23 protein-coding genes and 2 pseudogenes are annotated in these 23,135 nt (G+C 40.0%); 16 read left to right on the top strand and 9 right to left on the bottom strand.

The annotated features are described in order from the left end of the window. Both C1I60_RS06185 and C1I60_RS06180 read right to left on the bottom strand, forming a co-directional pair. Positions 1 to 145: helix-turn-helix domain-containing protein (locus C1I60_RS06185; protein WP_137061021.1), on the bottom strand; the 145-nt coding region annotated here is incomplete at its 3' end. A gap of 67 nt (positions 146 to 212) precedes the next feature. Next, on the bottom strand, positions 213 to 551 hold the full coding sequence (locus C1I60_RS06180) for a helix-turn-helix domain-containing protein (RefSeq protein WP_137060939.1): 339 nt from the start codon (positions 549 to 551) through the stop codon (positions 213 to 215). Between the two features lie 165 nt (positions 552 to 716). On the opposite strand from C1I60_RS06180, the pseudogene C1I60_RS06175 reads away from it, so the two are divergent. Both C1I60_RS06175 and rlmH read left to right on the top strand, forming a co-directional pair. Continuing rightward, positions 717 to 1,567, top strand: a pseudogene (locus C1I60_RS06175) (DNA-binding protein). Between the two features lie 160 nt (positions 1,568 to 1,727). Beyond that, on the top strand, positions 1,728 to 2,207 hold the full coding sequence (rlmH, locus tag C1I60_RS25325) for a 23S rRNA (pseudouridine(1915)-N(3))-methyltransferase RlmH (protein WP_252361608.1): 480 nt from the start codon (positions 1,728 to 1,730) through the stop codon (positions 2,205 to 2,207). Positions 2,208 to 2,843: 636 nt separating this feature from the next. Here the strand turns inward: rlmH and C1I60_RS25320 are convergent. Together C1I60_RS25320 and C1I60_RS06165 are read right to left on the bottom strand one after the other, a co-directional pair. Further along, positions 2,844 to 3,881 (bottom strand): annotated as a pseudogene (locus tag C1I60_RS25320) (recombinase family protein); the annotation flags it as partial. Next, complete coding sequence (locus C1I60_RS06165) at positions 3,874 to 4,578, bottom strand: helix-turn-helix domain-containing protein (RefSeq protein WP_170970749.1); 705 nt, start codon at positions 4,576 to 4,578, stop codon at positions 3,874 to 3,876. The gene C1I60_RS06165 and the pseudogene C1I60_RS25320, both read right to left, overlap by 8 nt. Before the next feature lie 103 nt (positions 4,579 to 4,681). Here C1I60_RS06165 and C1I60_RS06160 point away from each other — a divergent pair, with 103 nt between their 5' ends. From C1I60_RS06160 to C1I60_RS06150, 3 genes are all read left to right on the top strand, one after another. Continuing rightward, positions 4,682 to 4,882 carry a hypothetical protein gene (locus C1I60_RS06160; RefSeq protein WP_137060935.1) on the top strand — a complete coding sequence of 67 codons (201 nt, stop codon included), beginning with the start codon at positions 4,682 to 4,684 and terminating at the stop codon, positions 4,880 to 4,882. Positions 4,883 to 4,954: 72 nt separating this feature from the next. Next, positions 4,955 to 6,013 carry a hypothetical protein gene (locus tag C1I60_RS06155; RefSeq protein ID WP_137060934.1) on the top strand — a complete coding sequence of 353 codons (1,059 nt, stop codon included), beginning with the start codon at positions 4,955 to 4,957 and terminating at the stop codon, positions 6,011 to 6,013. Positions 6,014 to 6,109: 96 nt separating this feature from the next. Next, on the top strand, positions 6,110 to 7,057 hold the full coding sequence (locus tag C1I60_RS06150; protein ID WP_137060933.1) for a hypothetical protein: 948 nt from the start codon (positions 6,110 to 6,112) through the stop codon (positions 7,055 to 7,057). Positions 7,058 to 7,228: 171 nt separating this feature from the next. On the opposite strand, the gene radC is transcribed toward C1I60_RS06150, so the two are convergent. From radC to C1I60_RS06125, 4 genes are all read right to left on the bottom strand, one after another. Continuing rightward, positions 7,229 to 7,843 carry a RadC family protein gene (gene radC, locus C1I60_RS06145; protein ID WP_137060932.1) on the bottom strand — a complete coding sequence of 205 codons (615 nt, stop codon included), beginning with the start codon at positions 7,841 to 7,843 and terminating at the stop codon, positions 7,229 to 7,231. A 115-nt stretch (positions 7,844 to 7,958) separates the two neighbouring features. After that, positions 7,959 to 8,138, bottom strand: coding sequence for a hypothetical protein (locus C1I60_RS06140; protein WP_137060931.1), 180 nt, complete (start codon positions 8,136 to 8,138; stop codon positions 7,959 to 7,961). A gap of 353 nt (positions 8,139 to 8,491) precedes the next feature. Then, positions 8,492 to 8,794, bottom strand: a complete 303-nt coding sequence (locus tag C1I60_RS06130) for a hypothetical protein (RefSeq protein WP_252361597.1) — start codon at positions 8,792 to 8,794, stop codon at positions 8,492 to 8,494. Positions 8,795 to 9,076: 282 nt separating this feature from the next. Beyond that, positions 9,077 to 9,424 (bottom strand): helix-turn-helix domain-containing protein, encoded by a 348-nt coding sequence (locus C1I60_RS06125; RefSeq protein WP_137060929.1) that lies wholly within the window; start codon positions 9,422 to 9,424, stop codon positions 9,077 to 9,079. A 169-nt stretch (positions 9,425 to 9,593) separates the two neighbouring features. Between C1I60_RS06125 and C1I60_RS06120 the strand changes: the two genes are divergently transcribed. The 5 genes from C1I60_RS06120 (at position 9,594) to C1I60_RS06105 (ending at position 16,827) form a co-directional block, all read left to right on the top strand. Continuing rightward, entirely contained in the window at positions 9,594 to 11,330 is a 1,737-nt protein-coding gene (locus C1I60_RS06120) for an S-layer homology domain-containing protein (protein ID WP_137060928.1), read from the top strand. 103 nt (positions 11,331 to 11,433) lie between these two features. Further along, positions 11,434 to 11,628: a hypothetical protein gene (locus C1I60_RS06115; RefSeq protein ID WP_137060927.1), complete on the top strand. Its 195-nt coding sequence runs from the start codon at positions 11,434 to 11,436 to the stop codon at positions 11,626 to 11,628. A 386-nt stretch (positions 11,629 to 12,014) separates the two neighbouring features. Further along, a complete protein-coding gene (locus tag C1I60_RS26120) occupies positions 12,015 to 12,140 on the top strand; it encodes a hypothetical protein (RefSeq protein WP_289306504.1) in 126 nt (41 codons plus the stop codon). A gap of 299 nt (positions 12,141 to 12,439) precedes the next feature. Beyond that, a complete protein-coding gene (locus tag C1I60_RS06110) occupies positions 12,440 to 14,470 on the top strand; it encodes a site-specific DNA-methyltransferase (RefSeq protein WP_252361596.1) in 2,031 nt (676 codons plus the stop codon). A 2-nt stretch (positions 14,471 to 14,472) separates the two neighbouring features. After that, a complete protein-coding gene (locus tag C1I60_RS06105) occupies positions 14,473 to 16,827 on the top strand; it encodes a DEAD/DEAH box helicase family protein (RefSeq protein ID WP_170970748.1) in 2,355 nt (784 codons plus the stop codon). 74 nt (positions 16,828 to 16,901) lie between these two features. Here the strand turns inward: C1I60_RS06105 and C1I60_RS06100 are convergent, their stop codons facing one another. Continuing rightward, positions 16,902 to 17,303, bottom strand: a complete 402-nt coding sequence (locus tag C1I60_RS06100) for a 23S rRNA (pseudouridine(1915)-N(3))-methyltransferase RlmH (protein ID WP_137060925.1) — start codon at positions 17,301 to 17,303, stop codon at positions 16,902 to 16,904. 297 nt (positions 17,304 to 17,600) lie between these two features. Between C1I60_RS06100 and C1I60_RS06095 the strand changes: the two genes are divergently transcribed. The 6 genes from C1I60_RS06095 to C1I60_RS25315 form a co-directional block, all read left to right on the top strand. Further along, the gene (locus tag C1I60_RS06095; RefSeq protein ID WP_137060924.1) at positions 17,601 to 19,451 is read left to right on the top strand and encodes a hypothetical protein; all 1,851 of its coding nucleotides are present in this window, start codon (positions 17,601 to 17,603) and stop codon (positions 19,449 to 19,451) included. 80 nt (positions 19,452 to 19,531) lie between these two features. Continuing rightward, positions 19,532 to 19,729 carry a hypothetical protein gene (locus C1I60_RS06090; protein WP_137060923.1) on the top strand — a complete coding sequence of 66 codons (198 nt, stop codon included), beginning with the start codon at positions 19,532 to 19,534 and terminating at the stop codon, positions 19,727 to 19,729. A gap of 26 nt (positions 19,730 to 19,755) precedes the next feature. Next, positions 19,756 to 20,784, top strand: coding sequence for a ParA family protein (locus C1I60_RS06085; RefSeq protein WP_137060922.1), 1,029 nt, complete (start codon positions 19,756 to 19,758; stop codon positions 20,782 to 20,784). Then, positions 20,781 to 21,455: a hypothetical protein gene (locus C1I60_RS06080; protein ID WP_137060921.1), complete on the top strand. Its 675-nt coding sequence runs from the start codon at positions 20,781 to 20,783 to the stop codon at positions 21,453 to 21,455. Before C1I60_RS06085 ends, C1I60_RS06080 begins: the two co-directional genes overlap by 4 nt. Positions 21,456 to 21,680: 225 nt before the next feature. After that, positions 21,681 to 22,055, top strand: a complete 375-nt coding sequence (locus C1I60_RS06075; protein ID WP_137060920.1) for a helix-turn-helix transcriptional regulator — start codon at positions 21,681 to 21,683, stop codon at positions 22,053 to 22,055. 166 nt (positions 22,056 to 22,221) lie between these two features. Further along, positions 22,222 to 23,135: ATP-binding cassette domain-containing protein (locus C1I60_RS25315; protein ID WP_252361595.1), on the top strand; the 914-nt coding region annotated here is incomplete at its 3' end.

Here is a 23,135-nt window from a genome sequence, read left to right as displayed (position 1 = left end):
TCGAAAAGTTCCTTTCGCCACGCTCTACCGATCCGATATATGAATCATCTAATCCTGAAAGTTCCGCAAGTTGTTGCTGTGTTAATCCCTTAGCCTTCCGAATCGTTCTAATTCTTTCTCCAACCGAATTCCGTAATTTTGTCATATTAACCACCTCATAACAAGCTTATGGAAGATGAAGTGTAAAAGTCAGGTAGAGAGAATTATTCAATTCATTTTTGTTGTAACTCAACTAAAGCAACAATATTTTTTGTTATAGTAGTAAGAATTTCGAGCTCTGTTGTTTCTCTTGAATTTATGAGTAACATAAGTTCATTTATGATCTGTTTTCGATCCGAAGTTTCATCGAATTGGAAAAGTTCAAAGGGTGGAACCTTTAACGCTAAAACTATTTTTTCCAACGTCTCCAATGAAATATTTCGATCTCCACGTTCTACTCCGCCAATATAACTGTAATGAAGTCCTGCTGCTTCTGCCAATTGTTCCTGTGTCCATCCTTTAGCTTTTCTTAGTTCTCGTATCCGATTTCCGACGCTTTCTGGTAAACTCATGTAATCACCTCCACTTAAGGTTAGAAGAGGATAGAATATCGTTACAGACTATCTTGTGCAAAATAAAATCAATATAAAAAGTACTTATAAGTACTTTTTATATTGACCTTGGTTCTCATTTTCTATACAATTGGTTGTAAATGGAAATGTAAGGAGGGGATTTTCTTGAGAACTTCTATCCTAAAATCACTCAAACCGGACATCATTGTTGAAATGTTGGAAATGGCTGTGGCTTTTGAAAATTGGAAAAAGGTGATGGAGACGGCGGATATTTTGTACCAATGTGTACAGCGTATCTATGAAGAACGTCAGTATCATAAAGCAATGAAATTACCCATCCCGCATGTCAATTTAGAACGTCCGTTGGTATATTATTTTGGATTCAGTCACCTGATGTGTGGAATGGCTCACCAGAATCAAGGTGAATATGAACAGGCAAGGGAGCGCATTTATAAGTATGCTGAGCTAGGTTGGATGGAGGATTTAGAGGGAGAAGGTCTACTGGTTGTCGATGAATTCAGGTTTTTAGCCAAAACTAATTTATATGCAGTAGATATTTTGTCTGGAAATATAGGGCTTGTCGAGGAATACGCAGTCTTTTTGCAGGATAACCTAGAGGAAATATTACCGGGGCTGAATACCATATTACAGGCAGCGCTTATGTGTCATTTGGATGTAGGGGATATTTTACATACGTTTGCAGAGCAGATTGATGAATTTGGGAGTTATGAAGACGCAGAGAACATATCTTACTATTATAGCTACTGCTATCACTTGGCTTTGTACTATCGGGAGTACGATAGATTACAGGATGCAGTGGGGCTTACTTTGCAGGCGATGCAACTAGCGGATCAGTTGGGTAACGATCGTAATTTCAAGAAATGTACAGCATTGTTCGAATCATTACGGGAGTCAGCGACAGCGGAGCAAATCAGCGGATATCGACAGATGCTAATGCAGGTCTTGATGAATATGAAACAGATAGGCATCTCATTGTGAAGAGCGTAAATGAATGATCCGCTATAATCTGAACAGGGAATAGGCTTGTAGTGGAGAGGAAATAGATAGGTAAGAGACGTTTCAGGTGCTAAAATAACTATGCTAAAGGTATCTTTCATGTTAGGGATCGTAAATGGGATTTTACATTATCATTCAACATAGATAGGGGTATGGAATTTGTTTATTCAACTTATAGGTGTTGGCAAGTTAAAAGAGAAGTATTTGGTCATGGGCATTCAGGAATATGCTAAACGGTTAGGGCCATACATCAAGTTTCAAATGATTGAGGTAGCCGATGAAAAGGCTCCCGATACACTGAGCGAGGCGGAGGTTCGACAGGTCAAGGAGAGAGAGGGAGAGCGTATCCTTGCTCATGTGAAGAGTGAGGCACATGTTATTGTGCTCGCCATCGACGGCAAGCTCTGGAGCTCGGAAGAACTCGCAGAGGAATTGGACAAGCTCGGCACCTACGGTACAAGCCATGTTGTCTTCGTCATTGGCGGCAGCCACGGCCTCTCTGACGAAGTCCTCCGTCGCGCCCAGCAGAAGCTGAGCTTCGGAAGGATGACCTTGCCACATCAGCTGATGCGATTGGTGCTGGTGGAACAGATTTACCGATCGGTGAAGATTAATCGGGGTGAACCGTATCGCTTTTAAGGGTAAAATAAAAAGGGACTTCATCAAGTCCCCATAGGAAATTTCCTGACTGCTATTAAGAAAATCCAGCGTATTTGGGTCTGGTGTAACAACAAATTCGCTGTACGAGCTAACTCTTTTCATTAACTCTGCCGTATCAGTGTGAAGCCCTTCAATCGTGAAGTCAAAGGTAAGAACGATTCTTTCCACTTTACGACTTTCTCTTCTTGAGGGCTTGTCCTTGGAAATATGAATGCTTTTGACTAACAGGCGAAGCAGTGCCTTCTGCTCGTCTTTTTCTGCATGAGTGATAGCCTCCTGCACCTTACTCAGCAATATAAAAAGGGAGTCATAATCAATGGGCTTGCTGTCGAGGTCAGATGTTTCTGATAGCATTTCTTCCAATCGCCTTTGGAAGATTTGAAGCTCAGAATTGGATTCCAACAGCTCTGGTTTAAACATATCAGCTAGGTCAGGATGATTTAATATGGTGTCCTTAACACTCTTGATTTTCCGTTGTAGTTTGCCTATTTGGGATTCTAGCACCTTCTGATCTTCTAGTCTTGGAATGTCTGAGCTGGAACGGAATTCGTTAATTCGATCAACCAACTGTCGGAGTATATTGGGCTGGGCAATAACCCGGTGCAGCTCATCAAGAATTTGCTGTTCTGCTACCTCGGCTTTAATCATATTTGATTTGCAAACTGTAGCACCTTTATTGTGAAATTGTCCGCAGGAGTAATAGCGATATTGTTCCCCGGATGCTCCCTTGGAACGAGTCGGAACCATGCCATGACCACACACAGGACACTTTATAATTCCACTTAGAATGTAGGGTGTATGAGAGCGGGAGGGCTTATAGGAGCGTTTTTGTAGTGAAGCCTGAACCTTATCCCACTGCTCTTGAGAGATGATTGATTGATGGATTCCATCTGTGAAAATAAAATCAGGATTCTTTCCCTTCCGACGTTTTTCAGACCAGTTCTCGTGCTGGTTATATCTTATCTTGCCGATATAGATTGGATTGTTAAGAACAGTCTTTATACTGTTTGTGGAAAATGGCTTGTCTTTCTTCGAGCGGTGACCATTCTCATTTAATCTGCGAGTGATTGCTTTAAGCCCTAAGCCTTGCTCGGCGTAGGCAAATATCTTTTTAACAATAACGGCCTCAGCTTCATTAACGATGAGCTCCTTATTGATATTGTCGTACCCCAGCACAACGCCTCCGTTATATTTCCCTTCTCGTGCCCGCTGGTGCTGTCCCAGCTTTCCACGCTCTATAATATTGCTCCTTTCCAGCTCTGCAATCATGCCAAACATCTGAAAGGTCATCATTCCTGTTGGGGTTGATGTATCAAAATTCTCCTTTAAGCTCATTAGCTTGATGTTGAAGCTAACAAGAGTATCGCTTATTTCTAGCTGATCTCGTAGCTTTCGAGCTAAACGATCCAGCTTATAGAGCATAACAATCTGAAATCTTTGCTTTTCGGCATCCTTTAGCAAACGAATAAGTTGAGGTCTACCTTTAATATTCTTTCCGCTTGTACCCTCATCGACATAACGATCAATAATTTCAAAATTATGCTGCTCGGCATATTTTTGCAGCTCTGCCAGCTGAGCAGCGATGCTGAAGCCCTCTTTGGCTTGCTCCTCGGTACTAACACGGGCATAGATAACGGCTCGAATTTTAGTCATTTTTCATTTCTCCCTTATCCGTTTGCTGAGAAGCTGCTAAAAAATCATTGAAGACCTGATTCCAAGAATCCTTGTTCAAAATAGGAAAAGCTTTGGGATACTCCAAGCTTGCCTTGAATAAAGAAGCTGCATGTTTAATAGGTGAAGCAAGCGTGTCATCCAGATCTAATAACTCTCCAGAATAGGAATGCATTTCGATTTCGGCGACAAATCGGGAAAGGCTCTCCACAAAGGCTTTGTAATCGACGGCATTCTTTGTTTCTTTGCTATAAACGAAACGCATCCGTCCATCCTGAAAGGCCTGATATACATAGCAACCAAAGTGAAAGCTTGTGGACAGAGCAGGGTCAAGCCCAGCAGTCCGTGTATCTTCAAGCTCGACATTCTCATCGACAACTCCAATTTCAAACAGACGGATGTCACCTTGATAAAACTCATCTGTGAAAGCCTCAATTGGAACGTGCAACTCTCTGGATAATCCGTGAACTAGCTGAAAGGAGGGATTTTTAGATTCACCTCTCTCAATTGCAGTAATGGACTGTGCAGTTACCCCTAATCGTTTGCTGATTGCTCGTGTTGAATATTCTTCCTTTGTATTCAGTTTCCCTGTCTCTTCACGGAAGAAGCGAATGCGTTCTCCAAGTGCATTTTCTCTAAGAGCAAAATATTCAACCGCAGTTATTGTTCGTTTAGCCACAAAAATCACCCTTTCTGGAATGCTTTACAACGATTATAGAACATGATAACATGTGTGACAAGTTAATTTGTCAAAACAAATATAAAACGTGAAGAGGGTTGCTATGAGGAAATTTGACTTCGTCAATGATGCAGGTCATTTTGACAATGAGCCGTTTAGCTTGATGGAGAACAGAGAAGAACAACGTCGAGCAGAGCAATTATTTCTGAACAAGCTGGCTATGCTGCTGGATGATTTCTCGAAAAAGAATCGAGATCCGACACGACCTACAGCAGCCGAGCTGAGAAGTGATGACGATACTTAATGCTTCACTTCAGCAGCTACAACTAATAGGTCAGAAACCGTTCGGGACTACGGACAGCAGGAGGACAAAACCTTGATAGATACAGTGAAATTCGATATAGCCGTCATACTTACAGAAGAGGAAATTAATCAGGTTTCCTGGTCTGAAGTCAAGAAAATGATGATGAGTGGTATAGTCACGTGCGAGTTATTTAATAAGCATGACGATACCCAGCCCCGGCTCTTCTACAAGTACAAGGAGGATGATCCGCAGCGGGCTTGGTTGAAGGTCGAGCTTTCAGTACCGCGATACCTGTACGGGAGCAATGTCTACGAATTCAAGCAAGCTGATGTGAAGCCAATGCTTAGACAACTCCGCCGTTATGTTGTGAAGATGCTAAAGCTTCCACTTTTTCGTGTACCGCATTATAACGATTGGGAGGTTGAGAAGCTGCACATCTGCAAAAACTTCAACGTTGGGTCGCACATACAGGATTACCTGAAGCTGCTATCCAGCATGCAGAAGCCTGGGGGCTACAAGACGGTTCCCTACAACGCAGCGGGCAGCAACAGGCTGGAGTCCGTGTATTATCAACGTAAAGGGAAACGAAACCGAAGCATTCATAAATTCTACGATAAGCGAGCAGAGGTTGATCAGAAATCCCTCTATCCCAATAAAGCACAGCACCAGCAGGATGCTATTGGGCTATTGCGGTATGAGATAGAGCTTACTTACGACGAAATGAGGAAGTACAGCTTTACAAGACGGGCAACAGAGCTGATAACTCCTCAGGTTGCTGTTCACGTGCTTCAAGAAGGACTGAGCTCACTCGGGCTTACCAAGCCGATAAAGCACTCCCCCTTCGACAGTATGCTGGACACTATCAATTCAGCAGCGTTTAACGTCCGAACCCAAGCAATGCTGGTTGCATTTCTAACCCATTTACATTCCTATGGGCAGGGCTACTGCAAGCAGAAGTACACCAAGACCACCTATTATGACAACTACAACAAGCTCAAGGAGCTTTTCAAGATGGATGTAATCCAGTTCGCTGAGACTGACCTGCCGCCGCTCAAAATACACAATGACTCCTTTAAAAACAAAAAGAGCCGTTCCACCAGCGTGCCTGCCGGGGAAACGACCACAAAGTAAAACATCTACCGCAATTATATCATAGAAAATCTAAAATCAGATAACCGGAGGTAATTATATATGATCCAGTTTTTTGAATTCCGTGTGCCTGTGAGCTTGAGCGACGATCTGATAGCTAAATTCAGATGCAGTGTATCAAGTAACGGTGTTACAGTTCAACTGCTACCTCAATATCACAAAAAGCAGCAACAACTTGTAAAGGTATTGGTTAATGTACCTTCCTTTCTTTACTGTGGTGATTATGAAGAAAATGCTGTAATTCATGATAGATATATGTTCATCCAAAAAATCCGTGATCACCTCATAACGATTGGGGTTCCCGCTCATGAACTCCTTCCTGAGCTACCGTACAGAGCTGACAAGCTAACCATTGGATTTAATGCTTTCTTGGGCAATCGGAATTTTTACTGGGAAGCTGTCCCCCCGACAGAGTGCATAAGATACTCAGCTTCAAGCAAATGGGTTTATCATATCGGCCCCAAGTCTGACTTTTTGACAGCCTTTAACGGTCAAGGAAAAAAACTTATGCTCCCTAGTGAAGCTGGTGCTAAAGGAGACTACATGAAGCATATCTCCATTCACGAGGGTATATTCAGTTTTCGCTTCGACCTGACCCTTAATCAGATGAATCAAATAAGCAGTAAACGGTGTTTAACTGAACTACTTAATGAAAACAAGCTGAGTAAAATATTGGGGCTCTGGTCAAACAGAATTCATCCATTACCAATATTTGATTCGGTAGATCAGATCATGAAGCTGATTGATGAGGCTAATGCGTCTATCCACGTAAAGCATCGGGTGAACAGATTTCTGAAGCTTCTTCTTGAATGTGGATCAAAGGAATGCGAGCAGTATTACTCTAGGGCCTCCTTCATAAGACATTACTCAGATTTAAAGAAGCTGCTTCATGTGCCAGCGATTCTGTTAAGAGAGCACAATGATAAAAGCAGCCTGTTTATCCAGCCTTATGAGGAATGGCTGGCAGAAAGCCGTCAAGGCCGAGGCGTAGCCGAGCTTGTTCCAGCCTTGACGAGCGGACTATAAAGACAACACTACTGTTGTAAGTCCTTAGCGTTAGCTAAGGGCCGCCACACGGCGAGTGACGGGATGCAAGGGCGTAGTCCTTGCATTCTCCCTCAGGGAGCGGAGAGGGTGGGTTTGAATGATCTGCCCGCGACGAAGTGTGGTGTTTCCGGTGACGGGCAAACAGCAGAGTTACATCAATCCACGTTCTTTCATGCTGATGAAATTATCCCCACCGATTATCAAGTGATCCAGAACATCAACGCCCATGATACCGCCTGCTTCTACCAATCGAGCGGTAAGCTGAATGTCTTCTGGCGAAGGAGAGCAGTCCCCACTGGGATGATTATGGCAAGCTATAATTGACGCAGCGGAACGTTTTACGGCAGCCCGGAAAACTTCTCTTGGATGCACAATTGCTGAATTCAATGTTCCTATCGAAAGCGTCTCTGGTTGACCGATGACATGGTTTTTCGTATTAAGGAACAGAGCAACAAAATGCTCCTGTTGTAGATACCTCATCTCAGGAATCAACAGATCAGCGACATCCTTAGGTGAACGTATAGTGTAGTGATTATTGCAGATAGGCGTATTCAGCTTCTGTGACAGCTTCAACGAGGCTATGATCTGCCTTGCTTTTACCTTACCTATGCCCTTAATAGCTATTAATTCTTGCTCAGTCACGTTCATTAGTTCTGATAATGATGGGAAGCGGGCAAAGATTTCATCAATGATATAAGAGCCGGGCTTCTCAGCCATTGCATCAGCAAATAGTGTTTTGAACGACGACATTTCATATAAATTCATGTGGTTATCCTCCAGTAAAATGCAAAAAGGAGAAGCCTCTTGGACTTCTCCCATTGCGGAATATGATGCTGTTCGGTTATGATAATGACAACGTATTTTTATTTGAGTCGCTCATTCATGGGCGGCTTCTTTTTTTATCTAAGGCTTCTATTTGCATTTCAATCAAAACGAGTTTTACCAAAGTCTGAATGTATCTTCTGCATTCCTTTGATTCAAAGCTGGGTTCACTGTCCATCATCCGCATTACATACTGTAAACGGGCTTTTTGATTTGCAAGGCTCTGCGTCTTCCTCACTGTGTTCACCTCCCTTCAAGGCATAAAAAAACAGCCTGTTGTCGTTTGCGACAAAGCGGCTATCTGCATGTTCAATGTATTCAGTTATCCCATGTAGACAGTAATTAATCCGTTGTCACTGGTATGCAGCAATAGGATGCTCATCTGCACACTGTGTACGACCGAATCGAGTACGTAATTAGTGTTGTGATGCAGCCGTTTTGTAAAGCAACAACACAATATCTCCCTACATCCAACTGCAAGCTGTATATGAAGCCCTTCTGTTCGCAAAACCCCAAATACTCTTTTGAATTGTTGTTTTTAAAAGCTTGATAAGTCATTGTTTTATCCTCCTGTTTGTTGATGTTGATGAATCATGCTCTGACTGCTTTAGTGCGATGTCGTTGTAGATGCTGAGGAAACTCACGCTGAAAGTAAGCCATCATCCAACGAGCCGCAGTATAATCATCAACTTGATACATCCGGCGGCAATACGTATACAACACTGTTCCGGCCATGCGGATGCCTCCATTCATGACTAACTGCTTCAATAGCTCCTGCATGTCGTCGGGTAGTCCCTTTCTAACAACCATCTGCATCTCCAGCCTCTCTTGTTCCGGCGTCATCTCACAGCCGATGATTTTGTCTCTGTAATGAACGACAAATAGCCCACTCAAAAGTATGAGCAGGCTATTTGGTTGAACTATTTAGTTGTTTTGACGCGGTATCTTTCTTGTATTGAGCTGATACATGCCAATGAAGCAATCAGTACAAACAATTGTCTGCACAAAATAAATTGGATGAAAATAAAAAAAGGACTGCAATCCACTGAACGGAACAGTAGAAAGCAGTCCTGAAAATAGGGGTGGGGCGTTAAACGGCTGCCCCACCCCCTTACTAAATATATAGGGTGGTGCCTTCGGAAAATCTGTATATTTTTTCACCTATATCGGCTCGTCTCAGTTCTTATTGAATGTATTAATAAACTCTTGAGCTACTTTCAACAAAAACTGGATTTCGTCCGTATTGCGATCAATCAGCAATGGATGGAACATCTCAATTAATTGTTGTTTGTCCTTGCTCACTCCATCTAAGTCGGAATAAAGAAACAGCTCATACGGCTCGATCTTTAATGCTTGCATAATCTTTTCAAGGGATTCCAAGGAGATATTTCTTACTCCTCGTTCTGTATCTGATAGATACTTTTCGCTCAAACCGGACATCTCAGAAAGCTTCTCCTGTGTTATCCCCCGTGCTTTACGGACAATCCTTATTTTCTCTCCTACAAGCTTCACAAACTCTGACATTCCATCACCTCTACTTCAAGAGTAGAGGACATAAATGATCATCATAACACCATTAAAGTTCATATTTAGTACATTTATAAGTGTACCTATAGAGCTATTTATAGTAATATATGCCTAATGACACTATCGTTTGATAGATGCATTAACAACAGCACAGGGGGATTCTAATATGATCAAAAGGCTTCTAACTGGCATTCTAGCAAGCACGTTAACTATTACATTGGCTGGAAATATCACTATTGCATCAGCCGCATTACCATCCTACGGTGAGGAATGGGAGAACGCAGTGACTACGGAGCAGACCGTCTCCTTTACCGACGTGCCACAGACACATTGGGCTTACAAATACATAGCCGAAATGGTGAATCGTAAAGTCATTAGTGGCTATCCCGACAATAAATTCCGGCCCAACAACACAATTACCCGTGCCGAATTCGCCAAAATTATGATTTCAGCCTCGGGCATTGCACCCAAGAAAGTAAACTATTCATCGTTCTCGGACATCCCAGCAACAAACTGGGCATCACCTTTTGTAGAGGCGGTCAAGGACTACATGACTGGCTATCGCACCGCAGATGGGAAGTACATCTTCAATCCATCGGCCCCGGCTACCCGGGAAGATGTGGCTGTTGCCCTGGTCAAGCTCAAAGGCTACGACACCAACCGCTTGCCTGACCAAAGCACTATTGAAGCCATGTTCAAAGACTACGCTGGTATCTCCGAATCAGCAAAAAGCTATGTTGCCTTGGCGGTGGAAAATGGGCTTGTATCTGGCTTTCAGGACGAAACATTCCGTCCGCAGGCGACGATTACCCGTTCAGAAGCAACGGTGATGCTCTGGCGGGCTTATCAGTATGGAAATGACAACAAGGACATAGGCGGCGGTACACCAGTGACAACTCCGACTACAACGACACCTAATACCACAACGCCGGGAACATCCGCACCTGAAACATCCACAGAGCAACCGTCTGCATCTACGCCAGCCGCGAAGTTTACCGTTGAAACGTTAGTCGGCGGTTTAGGGACGGGTGATGTGGATGGGCCAGTACGGACGGCCAAGATCAACCAGATTGACAGCATGGTCGTAGATAAGAACAACAACGTCTATTTTCTCGACAGCCAAAAAATGAAGATACGCAAATTCAACAGCTCCAACGGAACCGTTGAAACCTTTAAAACAATCAATCAGAACTTCAATTGGGATTATAAAGATGCGGACGGGAATACCAAGCACTTTGACTACAAGAACCTCACGCCCATGAAACTGGCGTACAACAATGCAAACGGCAAATTATATCTGGCTGCAAAGGTATCTGCACGATCCATCATCTACGACATTACGTCCAGTGTCAGTGTCGTCACATATGACCTCAATCATGAGGAAGTTCGTTATTTTGACTTCATTGCGTTCCCTGATTCGCAGAGCGTCCTATACGGCGTTACAGGCGTTCACGAATCGCATGTGTACGAAGGACAGCTAACTCAGGCTCAGGTCGAGCAAGTCGCCAGTAGCACAAGCTACAAGGCTCTCGACCTATCGAATTACTATGGTTATGCTCCCGTTGCTGGTGCGTTTGCAACGAATGACAATTTGTATGTGTTTGGACGCAGCAAAATGTACATTCTTCAACTGTTCCCAGTCAAAGTGGACAAGGTGTCGGAATATGAGGACATTACTCTCGACAGTGCAACAGGCTACAACGGCAAATTGTATATGACGAACATCGGTACTGTCTACGAGATGGAGACGGGCGGTAGCATGACGACGTTCATCAATGAGGATGATCTGATCTACAAGGACGGGACCCCGATTAAGAAAATGAAGCAGATAAGCTTCGACAACAACGGCAATGTCATTTTCTACGATGATGACAGCAAATCCATCCGCAGAATCAATATTTAGGTATCTGCATGGGAACAGAAATTGCATGCTGTCATCCGCATCCACAATATCATCATCATAATTACATGCAGAAGCTCATGACAACGATAGATGGGAGGGAATGATGATGGAATCAATAGCCTTGGTATTAAAGATTATTGGGGCGATTATCCAAGTAACCAGTGTCGTCTATACTTTCACTGCAATTGCTAAGAAGAAAAGGAAACATATATGGATCGGTATTGCACTATTCGTTGTGGCGTTTGTGCTACTGAATCAGGCAACACATATGGAAGACCGTATTCGCGGCGGGTATTGATGTAACAATGAGGATGGAAGACGAAAGCACGTGAATATGCCAGATTGTAGAGGCAGACAACAAGATGCTTTAAAACAAAGGATTCAACGGCGGAAAGGAGCACTTGTCCTTTCCGATTTTATCTGTATTTAGACACTTAGCCGGGAGGCCGGATATACAAAGATAAGCTCATTGAATGGTTTATAGACGAGGCTTTAAAAGTACTTGCATAAACTGTTGGGGCATAAGTCTGAACATCCCAAGGATGCCGCTATAAGCATCGGTTGTTTATTCACCATGTTACCAGCCATCATTCTATATTCCATTGGTTTCTACTGGCTGAAGCCACAGTTTGTAATAGGATCGTTCTGGTAAAAATCCATTTGCAAATGAAATCTTATTAGACTATGGATGAGCTACTACGGACTAAAATTTATTCTGCATTGTCTGGTGACGATGCCAAGGAGGATCTTATTTCTAACGGCAATCATCTGGCTGATATGGTGTATAAGACAGATGGCACCAAGGGCTAAAAAGAGTCATGTTACAAAAACAAGAAAATTACGATATATAGAATGTAATACTCTTAGGAAGAATTATTGAAGTAAGCTCGAAGCTCGATTTTTAGGGTATAAAGCCTTACCTTACTCCTTTTAAGTGGAACAAAGAGGGAACACGATCATTCTAAATAATGAACGCCCAATTCATATTATAAAAATTGAATAAATCTTTGACATATAGCCTGAAAAAGAGAGATACTTAAGGCTATACAGTTACAGAGTTTTTTATTGAATTATTGCATTACAAGTGTTAAATTGGAGGTTTCACTAACATGCTTAATAAGCAGTATACATCAATGCCTGTGGACGATTTAGACCAACTCGATCTTTTGGATAAAGAGGATTTATTAAAGATAGTAAAAAGTATGATGAGTGGTGGAGTTGCCTTAAGCTTTTACGGCAAGAGAACAGCCAAAGAAATAGATAGAAAGGTACGCCCTCGTGTTACTAGAGTTATTAAAGCATTATGCGAAGGGCCGGAACATGAACAGAGCAAAAACTTGTTGATTGAGGGCGAAAACCTACAAGCTATGGTTACGTTGTATAAATATCGAGGCCAAGTAGATTTAATAGTTACCGATCCTCCGTATAACACAGGGCAGTATTTCCGCTATAACGATAAATGGGATACCGACCCTAACGATCCGGATTTGGGTGTTCTTGTTTCATCGGAAGATGGCTCACGGCATACTAAATGGATGAAAGCTATGTTACCTCGTCTTAATATGATGAAAGTTATGTTAAAACCTAATGGAGTATTGGCAATCTGTATAGACGAGAATGAATTATTCCATCTTGGTATGATGCTGGATGAAGTATTTGGGGAACAAAATAGGATAGGAATCATTAACTGGCAAAAATCTTATTCCCCTAAAAATGATAGTAAGCATCTATCCAGTGCTACAGAATATGTTCTTGTGTACGCTAGAGACAAGTCACTGGTTAAAACTGGCCTTTTGTCACGCGACGAAGCAATGGATCAAAAATATAAAAATCTTGATAACGATCCTGATGGTCCGTGGAAAACGAATGGTGATCCTACAGTAGCTACTCCGGCTGAAAAGGATAGATATGCCATACAGTCTCCATTTACTGGAGCGTTACATTATCCAGGTGCAAGAGCATGGTCTAATCCTAAAAAAACAATGAAAAGTTGGCTCGAGGCTTGGGGTAGTAAATATGTTGAAAAAGACCTTCAGGATGGTCGGGCCAAGGCACTTGTATTAAAATCTGCTCCTATACCTCGAGGGGCACTGAAAAATAATCTTGATAGTAATCCAGTTATAGCAGATGAAGATATTTACAATGATGACGTTATTAAAATGTCTCGAGAGGCTGCTATACAAGTAAGAGATACACAAGTTTGGCCAACACTCTATTTTTCAGGAGATGGACTAGGGAGACCTTATATAAAAAGACATTTGAACAAAGTTAAACAAGGAAAAGTACCTATGACTTATTGGGCAGATGATGATTACAGTGAGCCTGATGTAATTGGGGCTCAGTCATGGGATCACGAAGAATCGGGACATAGTCAATCCGGTATAAATGAGCTTAATGCTATTGTAGGAAAAGGACACAACTTTCAAACAGTCAAACCACTTAAATTGATTAAGAAGATTATTCAATTATGGTGTCCATCTAATGGACTTGTGCTTGATCCGTATGCAGGATCAGGAACAACAGGACATGCAATACTTGAGCTTAATAAGGAAACTGAAGCCGACAGACGTTTTATTCTTATAGAACAAGGTAGTCCGGATAGAGGAGATAAATATGCTCGTAGTCTAACTCAATTAAGGTTAAAACGAGTTATCACTGGAGAACGACCTGATGAAACCGGGAGATTAGTAAAAGCGGCTGACCCGATAAATGCCGGTTTTCAATTCCAGTTGCTTACAAAGCAAATAGACGCTAACACAGTTCTTTCAATGAAGAAAGATGAACTAATTGACGTGGTTATTACCTCTCATTGGGAGACTGAGAAAAGGACAAGTCTATACTTACAAAGAATTGATAAGCCGGGATTTGATTTTCTGGTGGGGAAAAACGATTCGAATGAGGGGTACTTTATTGTATGGGACGGTGCTGATTCAGTAGGACAATTAGATATCGATACGTACAGTAAAATTATTCAAGAATCAAAGAAAGCTGGTTTAAAACCACCGTATCATGTTTATGCACGATATGAAGTATACCAAGCCAAGAGCGTTAACTTTTATAAGATACCTGACAAAATACTTGCTCATCTTGGTTTAAATGAAGATAGTGATCGGTTTAACGATGATGAAGGAAGTGAATGACGTTGGAACTGTTACCTTTTCAAATTAAAGCCTCTACAACGATTACTGAGAGGTTTGTAAAATATATAGAAGACCCGCTTACAATTACTAGGACAAAGAATGTTCCTTTTTATCAAAACTTATCCTCAATTACGGGAAGCGGTAAAACGTTAATTCTGGCTGATTCCATTGCTCAGGTTCGTTCAACCCTCCCAATTGAGCCTATTGTATTATGGTTATCTAAAGGACGGGTGGTAGTTTGGCAAACCTATTACAATTTAATGTCTGGCAAGTATGCAAACTTACTTGATGGTTTTGAAATAAAGCCATTATTAGATTGTAAGCCTTGGGATATTGAAAGAACTGACAGAGGGCTTGTGTTAGTAGCAACAATAGGGAAATTTAATCAGAAAGACAAAGAAAAGGGAGATCGTAAAATTTATCAAGTTGAGCTTGATAGTGCAGATAAGTCTCTATGGGATCTTTTAAAGCAGAGAAGAGACAGTGAGGGAAGAAGAAGGCCCTTTGTTATTATTTATGATGAAGGACATAATTTATCCAACCAGCAGACAGAGCTATTGTTGGAACTTGAACCGGACGCTCTTATTGCCGCGAGTGCTACATTGCGAATTCCTGAAGCTCTGAAGAGAACAATTGATCGACTACAACAGGATAAAGGGTGGAACGAGAGTGATTTTGTGACATCCGTAAAAAGCTCAGAGGTTGTTAATTCTCATCTGGTCAAGCAGAACATATTATTAGGTGGCTACGTTACTCCTATGGAAATAGCTATTGATGATATGTTGGAGCAAATGGACAAAGTTAAGACCTCTGCTATTGAGCTAGGTCTTTCATTTACTCCCAAATCTATATATGTCAGCAATACAAATGTTGTCTCTGGGTTGAGTAAGGACAGTGAAGATAAACCTTTTAACGAGCGAAGTGCTCGACCTATCTTGATCTGGAGGTATCTGGTTGAGTATAAGGGGATAGATCCATCAGACATAGCTGTATATTGTGATTTAAAGTTTAGTTCTAAGCAACCAGCCCCCAAAAACTTTAATCTTTTTTCGGGAGGCGATGCGGACTATGACAATTTTATTTCAGGGAACTATAAGCATGTTATATTTAATCTTTCCTTACAAGAAGGTTGGGACGATCCAGAAGTATATTTTGCGTATATTGACAAGGATATGGGGTCAAAAGATCAAGTAACGCAAATTATTGGTCGTGTTTTAAGACAACCTGGTAGAGAACACTACCCTAATCCTGAATTGAACACAGCACATTTTTATATTCGAACCGATGAAAAGAGTGTGTTTGAACAAGTCCTCATAGAAGTGGAGTCTAAACTAATTGCTGAATCACCAGAGATTAATTTAACAGTTTATAAAGGTGGTTCAAAGTCTGACAAGAAGCCAACGCTTCTTCCTAGAAAGGAAAGGTTTGTTCCTGAGGTTTCTATTTATTCAGCAAATGCCCAAGTACCGATTAAGCAAATTATTGAACAGATTCATGATTATACAGATGATCATGTTAACACTGTAGGTAAGGGCGGGAGAATTCAGATTCTGCAAACAATCGGCACTAATAATGGACAAAGAGAAGAATGGGTTGAAATTGAACATAGTAACAGGGTTACAGCCAGATGGGTCTTTGTTCGGGAAATTTACAAATATCAGCATAAAGCAGTAAATCTTTGTGATATAGAAAACCCTAAATTCGATGCTTTAATTGAATATAGTAGCCGAGCGGCTGATCATATCAGAGAAGCTGCTAGAAAGGTAGCTAAAGCCTATATTGATCATTCTGTAGTTATACACAGTGACTTGAGTATTTATAAAGTGCCGGAGGCCGCAGTACAACCTTCTGAAATAATGAAATTCAAGAATGCAGTACACGAAGGCTACAGTGGATTGAACAAGTTAGAGAAGAAGTTTGCAACTGCGATTGATGCTACCAAAAGAATATGGTTTAGGAATCCATCAAGAGGTTTTTTTGAAATCCCTCTATTAGATATGGGTGGTACTAATCATTTTAATCCTGATTTCATTGTATGGGCTGATAATGCGATTGTAGCAATTGATACTAAAGGTGATCATCTTATAGTCGGAGATGCAGGTAGGAAATTGCTTGATTTAAAAAAACATGGGAATGGTCCAGACATAAGAATACGACTGATTACAGAAGGACGCTGGAATATCCAAATACAAAAAGAAGATAACATAGGGTACACTGTTTGGATACTTCGAAATGGTAAAGCCTATCCTTTGCATTGTGAGGATGTAAATGGAGCTGTTAAGAATTGTTTAGCTCCTGAAGGAACTACTTTAGAGGGAATTATTGCAGCAGAGTCATATGGAAGCTATAACTACTGATAACGAACACTATTCAAACATCAATTCAAGAGCTACCTGCTATATGTTAAGGTGGCTCTTTGAGTAATTTATATTTACTTATGGTATGGATGATTATTAATTATCCGATAGGCTCGATAAACTTGTTCAAATAGTATGGCTGTTTCTAATCCCAAGTCCATCTCCATTTGGCTAAATGTCAGTGACTCACTGTATGAAGTGCTCCTTGCACCTATAATAACGGCAACATTTGATGTACCAGTGGAAGCCCAATTATCTACCTTATTTGCAAGTTCCTCCGAAGATATGGGATTTTCAGTGGTAGTAACGACAATTACAAAAGAGTTCTCATTAATCTTTCTTAGAAGTTGCTCCTCTTTTTTTATGTGGATCAATTTTATATCGCAGTACCTGCTTAAACGCTTCTCATATTCTTTAATGGCTTCAAGATAAAACTTTTCCAGCTTATCACCTACAGCGAATACTTTAAACCTCATGATAGTACCTCAATTTCATAAAAAGTTATGCATTTGATTTGAACAGCATAGCTTGAATCAAGCCACTCATGGAGGCTATACCAACAAATAATAAAGTGATTTTATAACCATGTCAGGAAATAAAATGTTAAAATGCATTTAACAGATAAAAAAAATTAAGGGACTAGATCCATTCTGCTTTCTCAAAAAGAAAACCGCAGAATATCTCAAGTCCCAGATCTAGTTAAGTTATATACTTTATTATATGCACGTTAGATAAAAAATGCAACTCTTAATTGGAATTTTGGGGTGAATTGTATGTATAAAAGCAGTGATATCAAAGGTTACAACCCGGCTCTATTGCCTCATCAGTTATATTTTATCCAAAGATGGGGAGAGTTATTCGAGAAAAGTCCTCTGCACTACAGAAAATTATCTTATCCGTGTGTACGGGCAGTTTTGAAGGAAGCTATTCAAGTCGTTGAACACTACAGAGCAGAAGTATTATATGAACACAATGTATTTGAGATTTTTCAAGAAGTTGTTATTACCTTAAAAGAGAATAAAGTGTTATCTGCAAGCTTCAAAGAAGACTGGAGTCTAGTCTCAAGTAGGTTGGAAATGTTTTCATCTGATAAGGAATCTTTTCTTAAAACAGGAAACACAGTTGAAAAATACCGAAAATTAGAACTTCCACTTACATTGATTAGAGGATTGTTAAATAAATTAGAAAATACAGATATCCCAAGGTTATATATAGAGTTATTATCAAAAGAGCTTTCAAAATCTAAACTTTCCTTTGAACACGTTGATGAATACTTAGAATTGCTGATGAGTGAGCTTCTATTTGAAGGTCATCACAAACAATATTTGTACAGGTGGGGTCATGGTGTATTAGTAAATGATGATGAAAATAGCTTCTTAAAAAGATTAGAGCGGATATCAGAATTAGGTGTTAAGAATAGAAGAGAGTTTGAATGCTTTATTAGACTTAAACTGCCGGACGGATATGATGGTCTTATTGGTACTAATGGACCGCTAACTTTCTTTAGTGATCCTGACAGAGCCAGAATACAAATAGATGAGGAGCACGATGCTCCTCAGGTACACAAAGATGCTCCAATAATTGAATTCTTCAAAAAAGATAAGCATATTGCTCGCATGAAGTTATTTGCAACTGATGATGTCGCGGCAATAAATATAGCACGAGATGAGCTTATTTCCACAACAAGACTGTTTACACTTGAAAATCGTCATAAGCTTTATAACCCAGGAAATTTAACTGAAGCTCTGGTATTTGACGTCAACAGTAAAAAAATCTACACAGAGCCTGTTATAGAAATATCCCAACACGGATTGCAGGTAACAAAAAACGATAAGTACATTAAAATTAATATGAGTTCTAAATTAACCGGTAAATATAAAGGCTTAGATCAGCTGTTGCAGTGGTGTCGGGTTATTCAGGATTCACCCAAGGAAACAGGCTTAGTAGCTATGTGGAGTCTGATGGAATATCTTTTTGTTACTGACCCGACGAATAAAAGAAAAAGCATTATTGAATATACAACACCATATTTAACGCAGTTTTATTTGAAGAGCTTGGTATTTCGTTGTAGAGAGCTAATTAAGCAAAATCAGGCTGGAAATGAGGCTTTGATAGCTGCTGTTAGAGAGAAACTAGGCAAGGATTCCATTGATAGAAAAACCAACGAAATAAAGCTTCACTATTTACTTCAATTTATAGCTGAGTACAAAGAGGAGACACTTTCCTTATTTTCAGGCGACGCATTGAACCAAAGATATATTGGGCTTCTGAACAAGTACATGCAATTAAGGGGAAAGAAGCTCTGGTTTTTCGAATACTTAGAACACCTTGAAAGACAAATTGATTGTGATCTATCACGTGCATATAGATTAAGAAATATTTTAACGCACCAAGCGTATGTCGATAAAATCTTTTTTGAAGAAATTTATGAGAGACTTTCTTTTTATCTTAAGCTAATATTAGATGATTTATTATATTCAATGTCTCTACAGCCTGATAATTCTTTTCATCAATTGGTACGGATTAAAAAGGAAAGCTACAAAGACTACCAAAAACTTATAGCTGGTATAAGCAAAATTGACTCATTCAAAGCTCTTTTACAAACTAAATCTTTGTTGGTATAAGGAGGGGAAACCCCTCCTTTATTAGTTTACCCTATCAATAGATACGGTGAGCCGTACCACAAGTAGAGCGAAATTTTTGGTTGTCAAGAGCTAAAGAGCAAGCTGCAAGTAAAAGAAAAAAACTTCAAGGTAGGAATATTTCAATAACTGCGGTTTGGAAAAGATGGAACCCAAACAGAAAAGAGGCTGTTTTTATGACTTATCTGCATAATATAGTATTAGCATTTTATGAGTGGTGGAAACATTTATTGTTTTTTGATACTATTACCTATTATTAGAGTGTAAAAAATTTCTCAGAGGTAATATGACAAAAGTATACACAATGTACAATAATAAGGGCGGAGTGTCAAAAACTACTACCCTCTTTAATCTTGCTGTATATCTATCTCAACAACAAAAGAAAGTATTAATTGTTGACTGTGATCCACAGTGTAATATGACAGAGATATTTTTTGCTTCGAATCCTGATTTGGATCAACCTGAAATGGAGCTCCCAGGGACATCGATTTTTCAGGCTTTACTCCCACGGTTCAAGGGTGAAGCAGGTACGATACATCCTGATACGGTAGATTTGGTACCTTCACCAATTTATGAAAACCTTTTTCTTTTTCGTGGAGATTTAGAATTTTCACTTGCTGATACTTACTTTGGTACTGCTTGGAACCAAGCTATTACAGAAAACATTCATGAAAAGAATACCTATGTTTCTCTTCATCGATTGTTTCAAGCGCTAGGATCCCGTCATGAATTTGATTATATTCTTTGTGACGTTGGACCAAGTACAGGTGCAATTACCAGGATGGTCGTATTGTCATGTGATGGTGTGTTTTTACCACTTGTTCCGGATCGCTTCTGTAACCAAGCTGTGAGACTACTGGGCAGAATAGTACATGATTGGGTTCAAAGACATGAGCAAATTTCTGAATCTTTAACACCCTTCAGTATTACCTCGTTTCCAGGAAAGCCCGTTTTTTTAGGAGGAATATTGCAAAATTATAAAGTACAGAACAATGCAAAGGCAAAAGAATCATACGTAAAATGGCAGACAAAAATTAGTAATAACATAAAGGAACATTTAGTAGCGAGTGAAGGAATGATACCCGGATCTAGTTTGGATTTAGAAAACCCATATCTCGCCTCAATTCGGGATATGAGTCCTCTAGCTCCAGTTGCACAGATGTTTGGTAGAGCAATTTTTGATATTAAACAAGAGCATACGAAAGAGGCTTCGACTACTGGAAGAATGTACTACGGAACAGTTTGGGAGCCTTGGGTTGATAGGATGAGAGAGTATAAGGAGGAAATATCAAAGATTGCGGGTACTATTTTATGACAGATCTCCAATATCGCTACGTAGCACTAATTGATGTGCTGGGGTACAGATATCTACTAGAGAAAGATCGTAAATTAGGAAAATTAGATTTCAAGGATAAACTAACCAATGCTCTTGGGGTTCTAGAACATTTTGATGAGTCAATTATTAAGGTGCAAGCAATATCCGATACTATCATTATTTCTTGTGAAGAACATAGACACATCATTGATTTTTTTGATGCTTTACGTAAGATATTCATTGCTTTTTTACGTGAGGGCTTGTTTATAAGAGGTGGAGTTGCATACTCACGGCATTATCAAAACAATCACGTAACATACAGCCATGCCATTGCAAGAGCATATGAATTAGAACAACAGTCTGCAGTTTATCCGCGTATTGTTATTGATAATAACATCATTGAGATGTTTAAGGTTGGAGAGGATCTTCCTGATATACTAAAATCAGGAATTATTTGTAATGAACAAGGGGTTTATTTCTTGCAGATGCTGTCCGAGGATACTTGGGAAGAAATTTATAAATTGGCATCAGACATATATGAGAAAGATAAAAGTCAGCTTAATGAAAATGCATATAGTAAGCACCTTAGATTTCAAAATTTACTACTCGATTCAGAATATAATGTTAGAAGTGTAGGTCCATTTATTCCTAAAATAAATAGTTTGCTTTAAGATATAAATGGGCTTGGTGGGGCTTCATTTTTTTCCAATAAGACACAATCAAAAGGCACCTGATCGGGTGTCTTTTAATTTCGCCCTACAGATGTTACGGTGAACCGTATCATAAGTAACGGCAAGTTTTTATTGTACAACTCGAATCAAGTATGCAAAAATCGCCGGTGATATGATCAAAAGGAAAGGAGGGAGGACTTCTATGTACGAATGGAATGAAATGAAATGGAACAGCTAGGCTATTCACCCTATTATTGTTCCAGACAGTTCAATCAATTAACCGGGATGACATTGCGGGATTACATCTGGACTCGAAGGATCAGCTGTGCCGCCTTCGAGCTCCGCGACACGGATCAGCGGGTTCTGGATGTTGCCGTAAAGTATGGATTCTTATCACAAGAGACGTTTACACGAGCATTCAACAAGGCTTTTCAGCTCACCCCTGCAGCCTACCAAAAAGCTCCCCGACCTATTCCGTTGGCTATTCGTCAGGAGGTATTCTCGCCTTATCATTATTTGATCAAGGAGCGAGATAAGACGAATAAGGTACATTTACAACTGGCAGAGATCAAAGTCGAGTTCATTCCGGCACTTTTATGAGGACAGTTGAGGAGGTAGCATGGAACTTTGATCCCCAAGGGATGGGCTACACATGGATTGAACTTGGTGGTAAACAGTGTTACTCTAACAACGGTAAACTCAAAATCTATGTTCTGCAATACATCTAATAATAGTCACCATTTTAGTTATAAAGAAAGGTAACACTATGATAAAAGTTGATAACTTATCCTTCTCATTTCCGCAAAAAGAACTATATAAAAACATTTCATTTACGTTTGAAGAGGCACAACATTGCGCTTTTATAGGAACAAGTGGCAATGGGAAAAGTACATTAATAGATATACTGATGGATCCCGAAAGATATCTGTTCGAGGGCAGGCTAGAAATAGACCCGACCTACAAAATTGGGCATGTAAGTCAATTCTCTCAACTAGACGCAACTAAAGAAACAACTGTTTTTGAATATATAGGGGAAGAATTTATTAAGATACAAAATGAAATAACATCTATTTGTACTGAAATGGAAACATCATCGGATATTGATTCGTTACTAGAAAAGTATCAATTAGCTTTAGACGCATTTGATTCAATGGGTGGGGATGATTTTGAAAGCAACATTAATAAGAAACTAAATCTAGCAAACCTCATGAAGCTAAAAGATCTTAGGGTATCCGACCTGAGTGGTGGGGAATTCAAACTTATTCAAGTGATGAAGGAAATGCTTAGTAGTCCAGACTTAATGATTATGGACGAACCAGATGTATTTTTAGACTTTGAAAACCTAAATGCGCTTAAAAATCTTATTAATTCCCACAAGGGAATGCTGCTAGTTGTTACGCACAACCGATATCTATTGAATCATTGTTTCAACAAAATTATACACCTTGAAAATACGGAGATCCAAGAGTTTGATGGGCGATATATTGATTATAACTTCTCATTACTTCAGACTAAAATTGAGTTACAGGAACTCACAATCGCTGAAGATGAAGAAATTGAGAGAAACGAGAACATAATCAATAATCTTAGAGCTATCGCAACTTATAATGCAGAAGCATCTAGAGGTAGAGCGTTAAAAGCTAGAGTTAAGTTTCAAGAAAGATTGGAAGCGCGTAGAAT

This window comes from Paenibacillus terrae, from assembly GCF_005217525.1.
Classification (GTDB): Bacteria; Bacillota; Bacilli; order Paenibacillales; family Paenibacillaceae; genus Paenibacillus; species Paenibacillus terrae_C.
This window is presented reverse-complemented; position numbering and strand designations above follow the sequence as displayed.

What these genes read in the sequence shown, in the direction of transcription:
- C1I60_RS06180 (WP_137060939.1), bottom strand. Translation starts at nt 551, where the DNA reads ATGAGTTTACCAGAAAGCGTCGGAAATCGGATACGAGAACTAAGAAAA.
- C1I60_RS06160 (WP_137060935.1), top strand. Translation starts at nt 4,682, where the DNA reads ATGAGGAAATTTGACTTCGTCAATGATGCAGGTCATTTTGACAATGAG.
- radC (WP_137060932.1), bottom strand. Translation starts at nt 7,843, where the DNA reads ATGAATTTATATGAAATGTCGTCGTTCAAAACACTATTTGCTGATGCA.
- C1I60_RS06125 (WP_137060929.1), bottom strand. Translation starts at nt 9,424, where the DNA reads ATGTCAGAGTTTGTGAAGCTTGTAGGAGAGAAAATAAGGATTGTCCGT.
- C1I60_RS06120 (WP_137060928.1), top strand. Translation starts at nt 9,594, where the DNA reads ATGATCAAAAGGCTTCTAACTGGCATTCTAGCAAGCACGTTAACTATT.
- C1I60_RS06115 (WP_137060927.1), top strand. Translation starts at nt 11,434, where the DNA reads ATGATGGAATCAATAGCCTTGGTATTAAAGATTATTGGGGCGATTATC.
- C1I60_RS26120 (WP_289306504.1), top strand. Translation starts at nt 12,015, where the DNA reads ATGGATGAGCTACTACGGACTAAAATTTATTCTGCATTGTCTGGTGAC.
- C1I60_RS06110 (WP_252361596.1), top strand. Translation starts at nt 12,440, where the DNA reads ATGCTTAATAAGCAGTATACATCAATGCCTGTGGACGATTTAGACCAA.
- C1I60_RS06100 (WP_137060925.1), bottom strand. Translation starts at nt 17,303, where the DNA reads ATGAGGTTTAAAGTATTCGCTGTAGGTGATAAGCTGGAAAAGTTTTAT.
- C1I60_RS06095 (WP_137060924.1), top strand. Translation starts at nt 17,601, where the DNA reads ATGTATAAAAGCAGTGATATCAAAGGTTACAACCCGGCTCTATTGCCT.
- C1I60_RS06085 (WP_137060922.1), top strand. Translation starts at nt 19,756, where the DNA reads ATGACAAAAGTATACACAATGTACAATAATAAGGGCGGAGTGTCAAAA.
- C1I60_RS06080 (WP_137060921.1), top strand. Translation starts at nt 20,781, where the DNA reads ATGACAGATCTCCAATATCGCTACGTAGCACTAATTGATGTGCTGGGG.
- C1I60_RS06075 (WP_137060920.1), top strand. Translation starts at nt 21,681, where the DNA reads ATGGAACAGCTAGGCTATTCACCCTATTATTGTTCCAGACAGTTCAAT.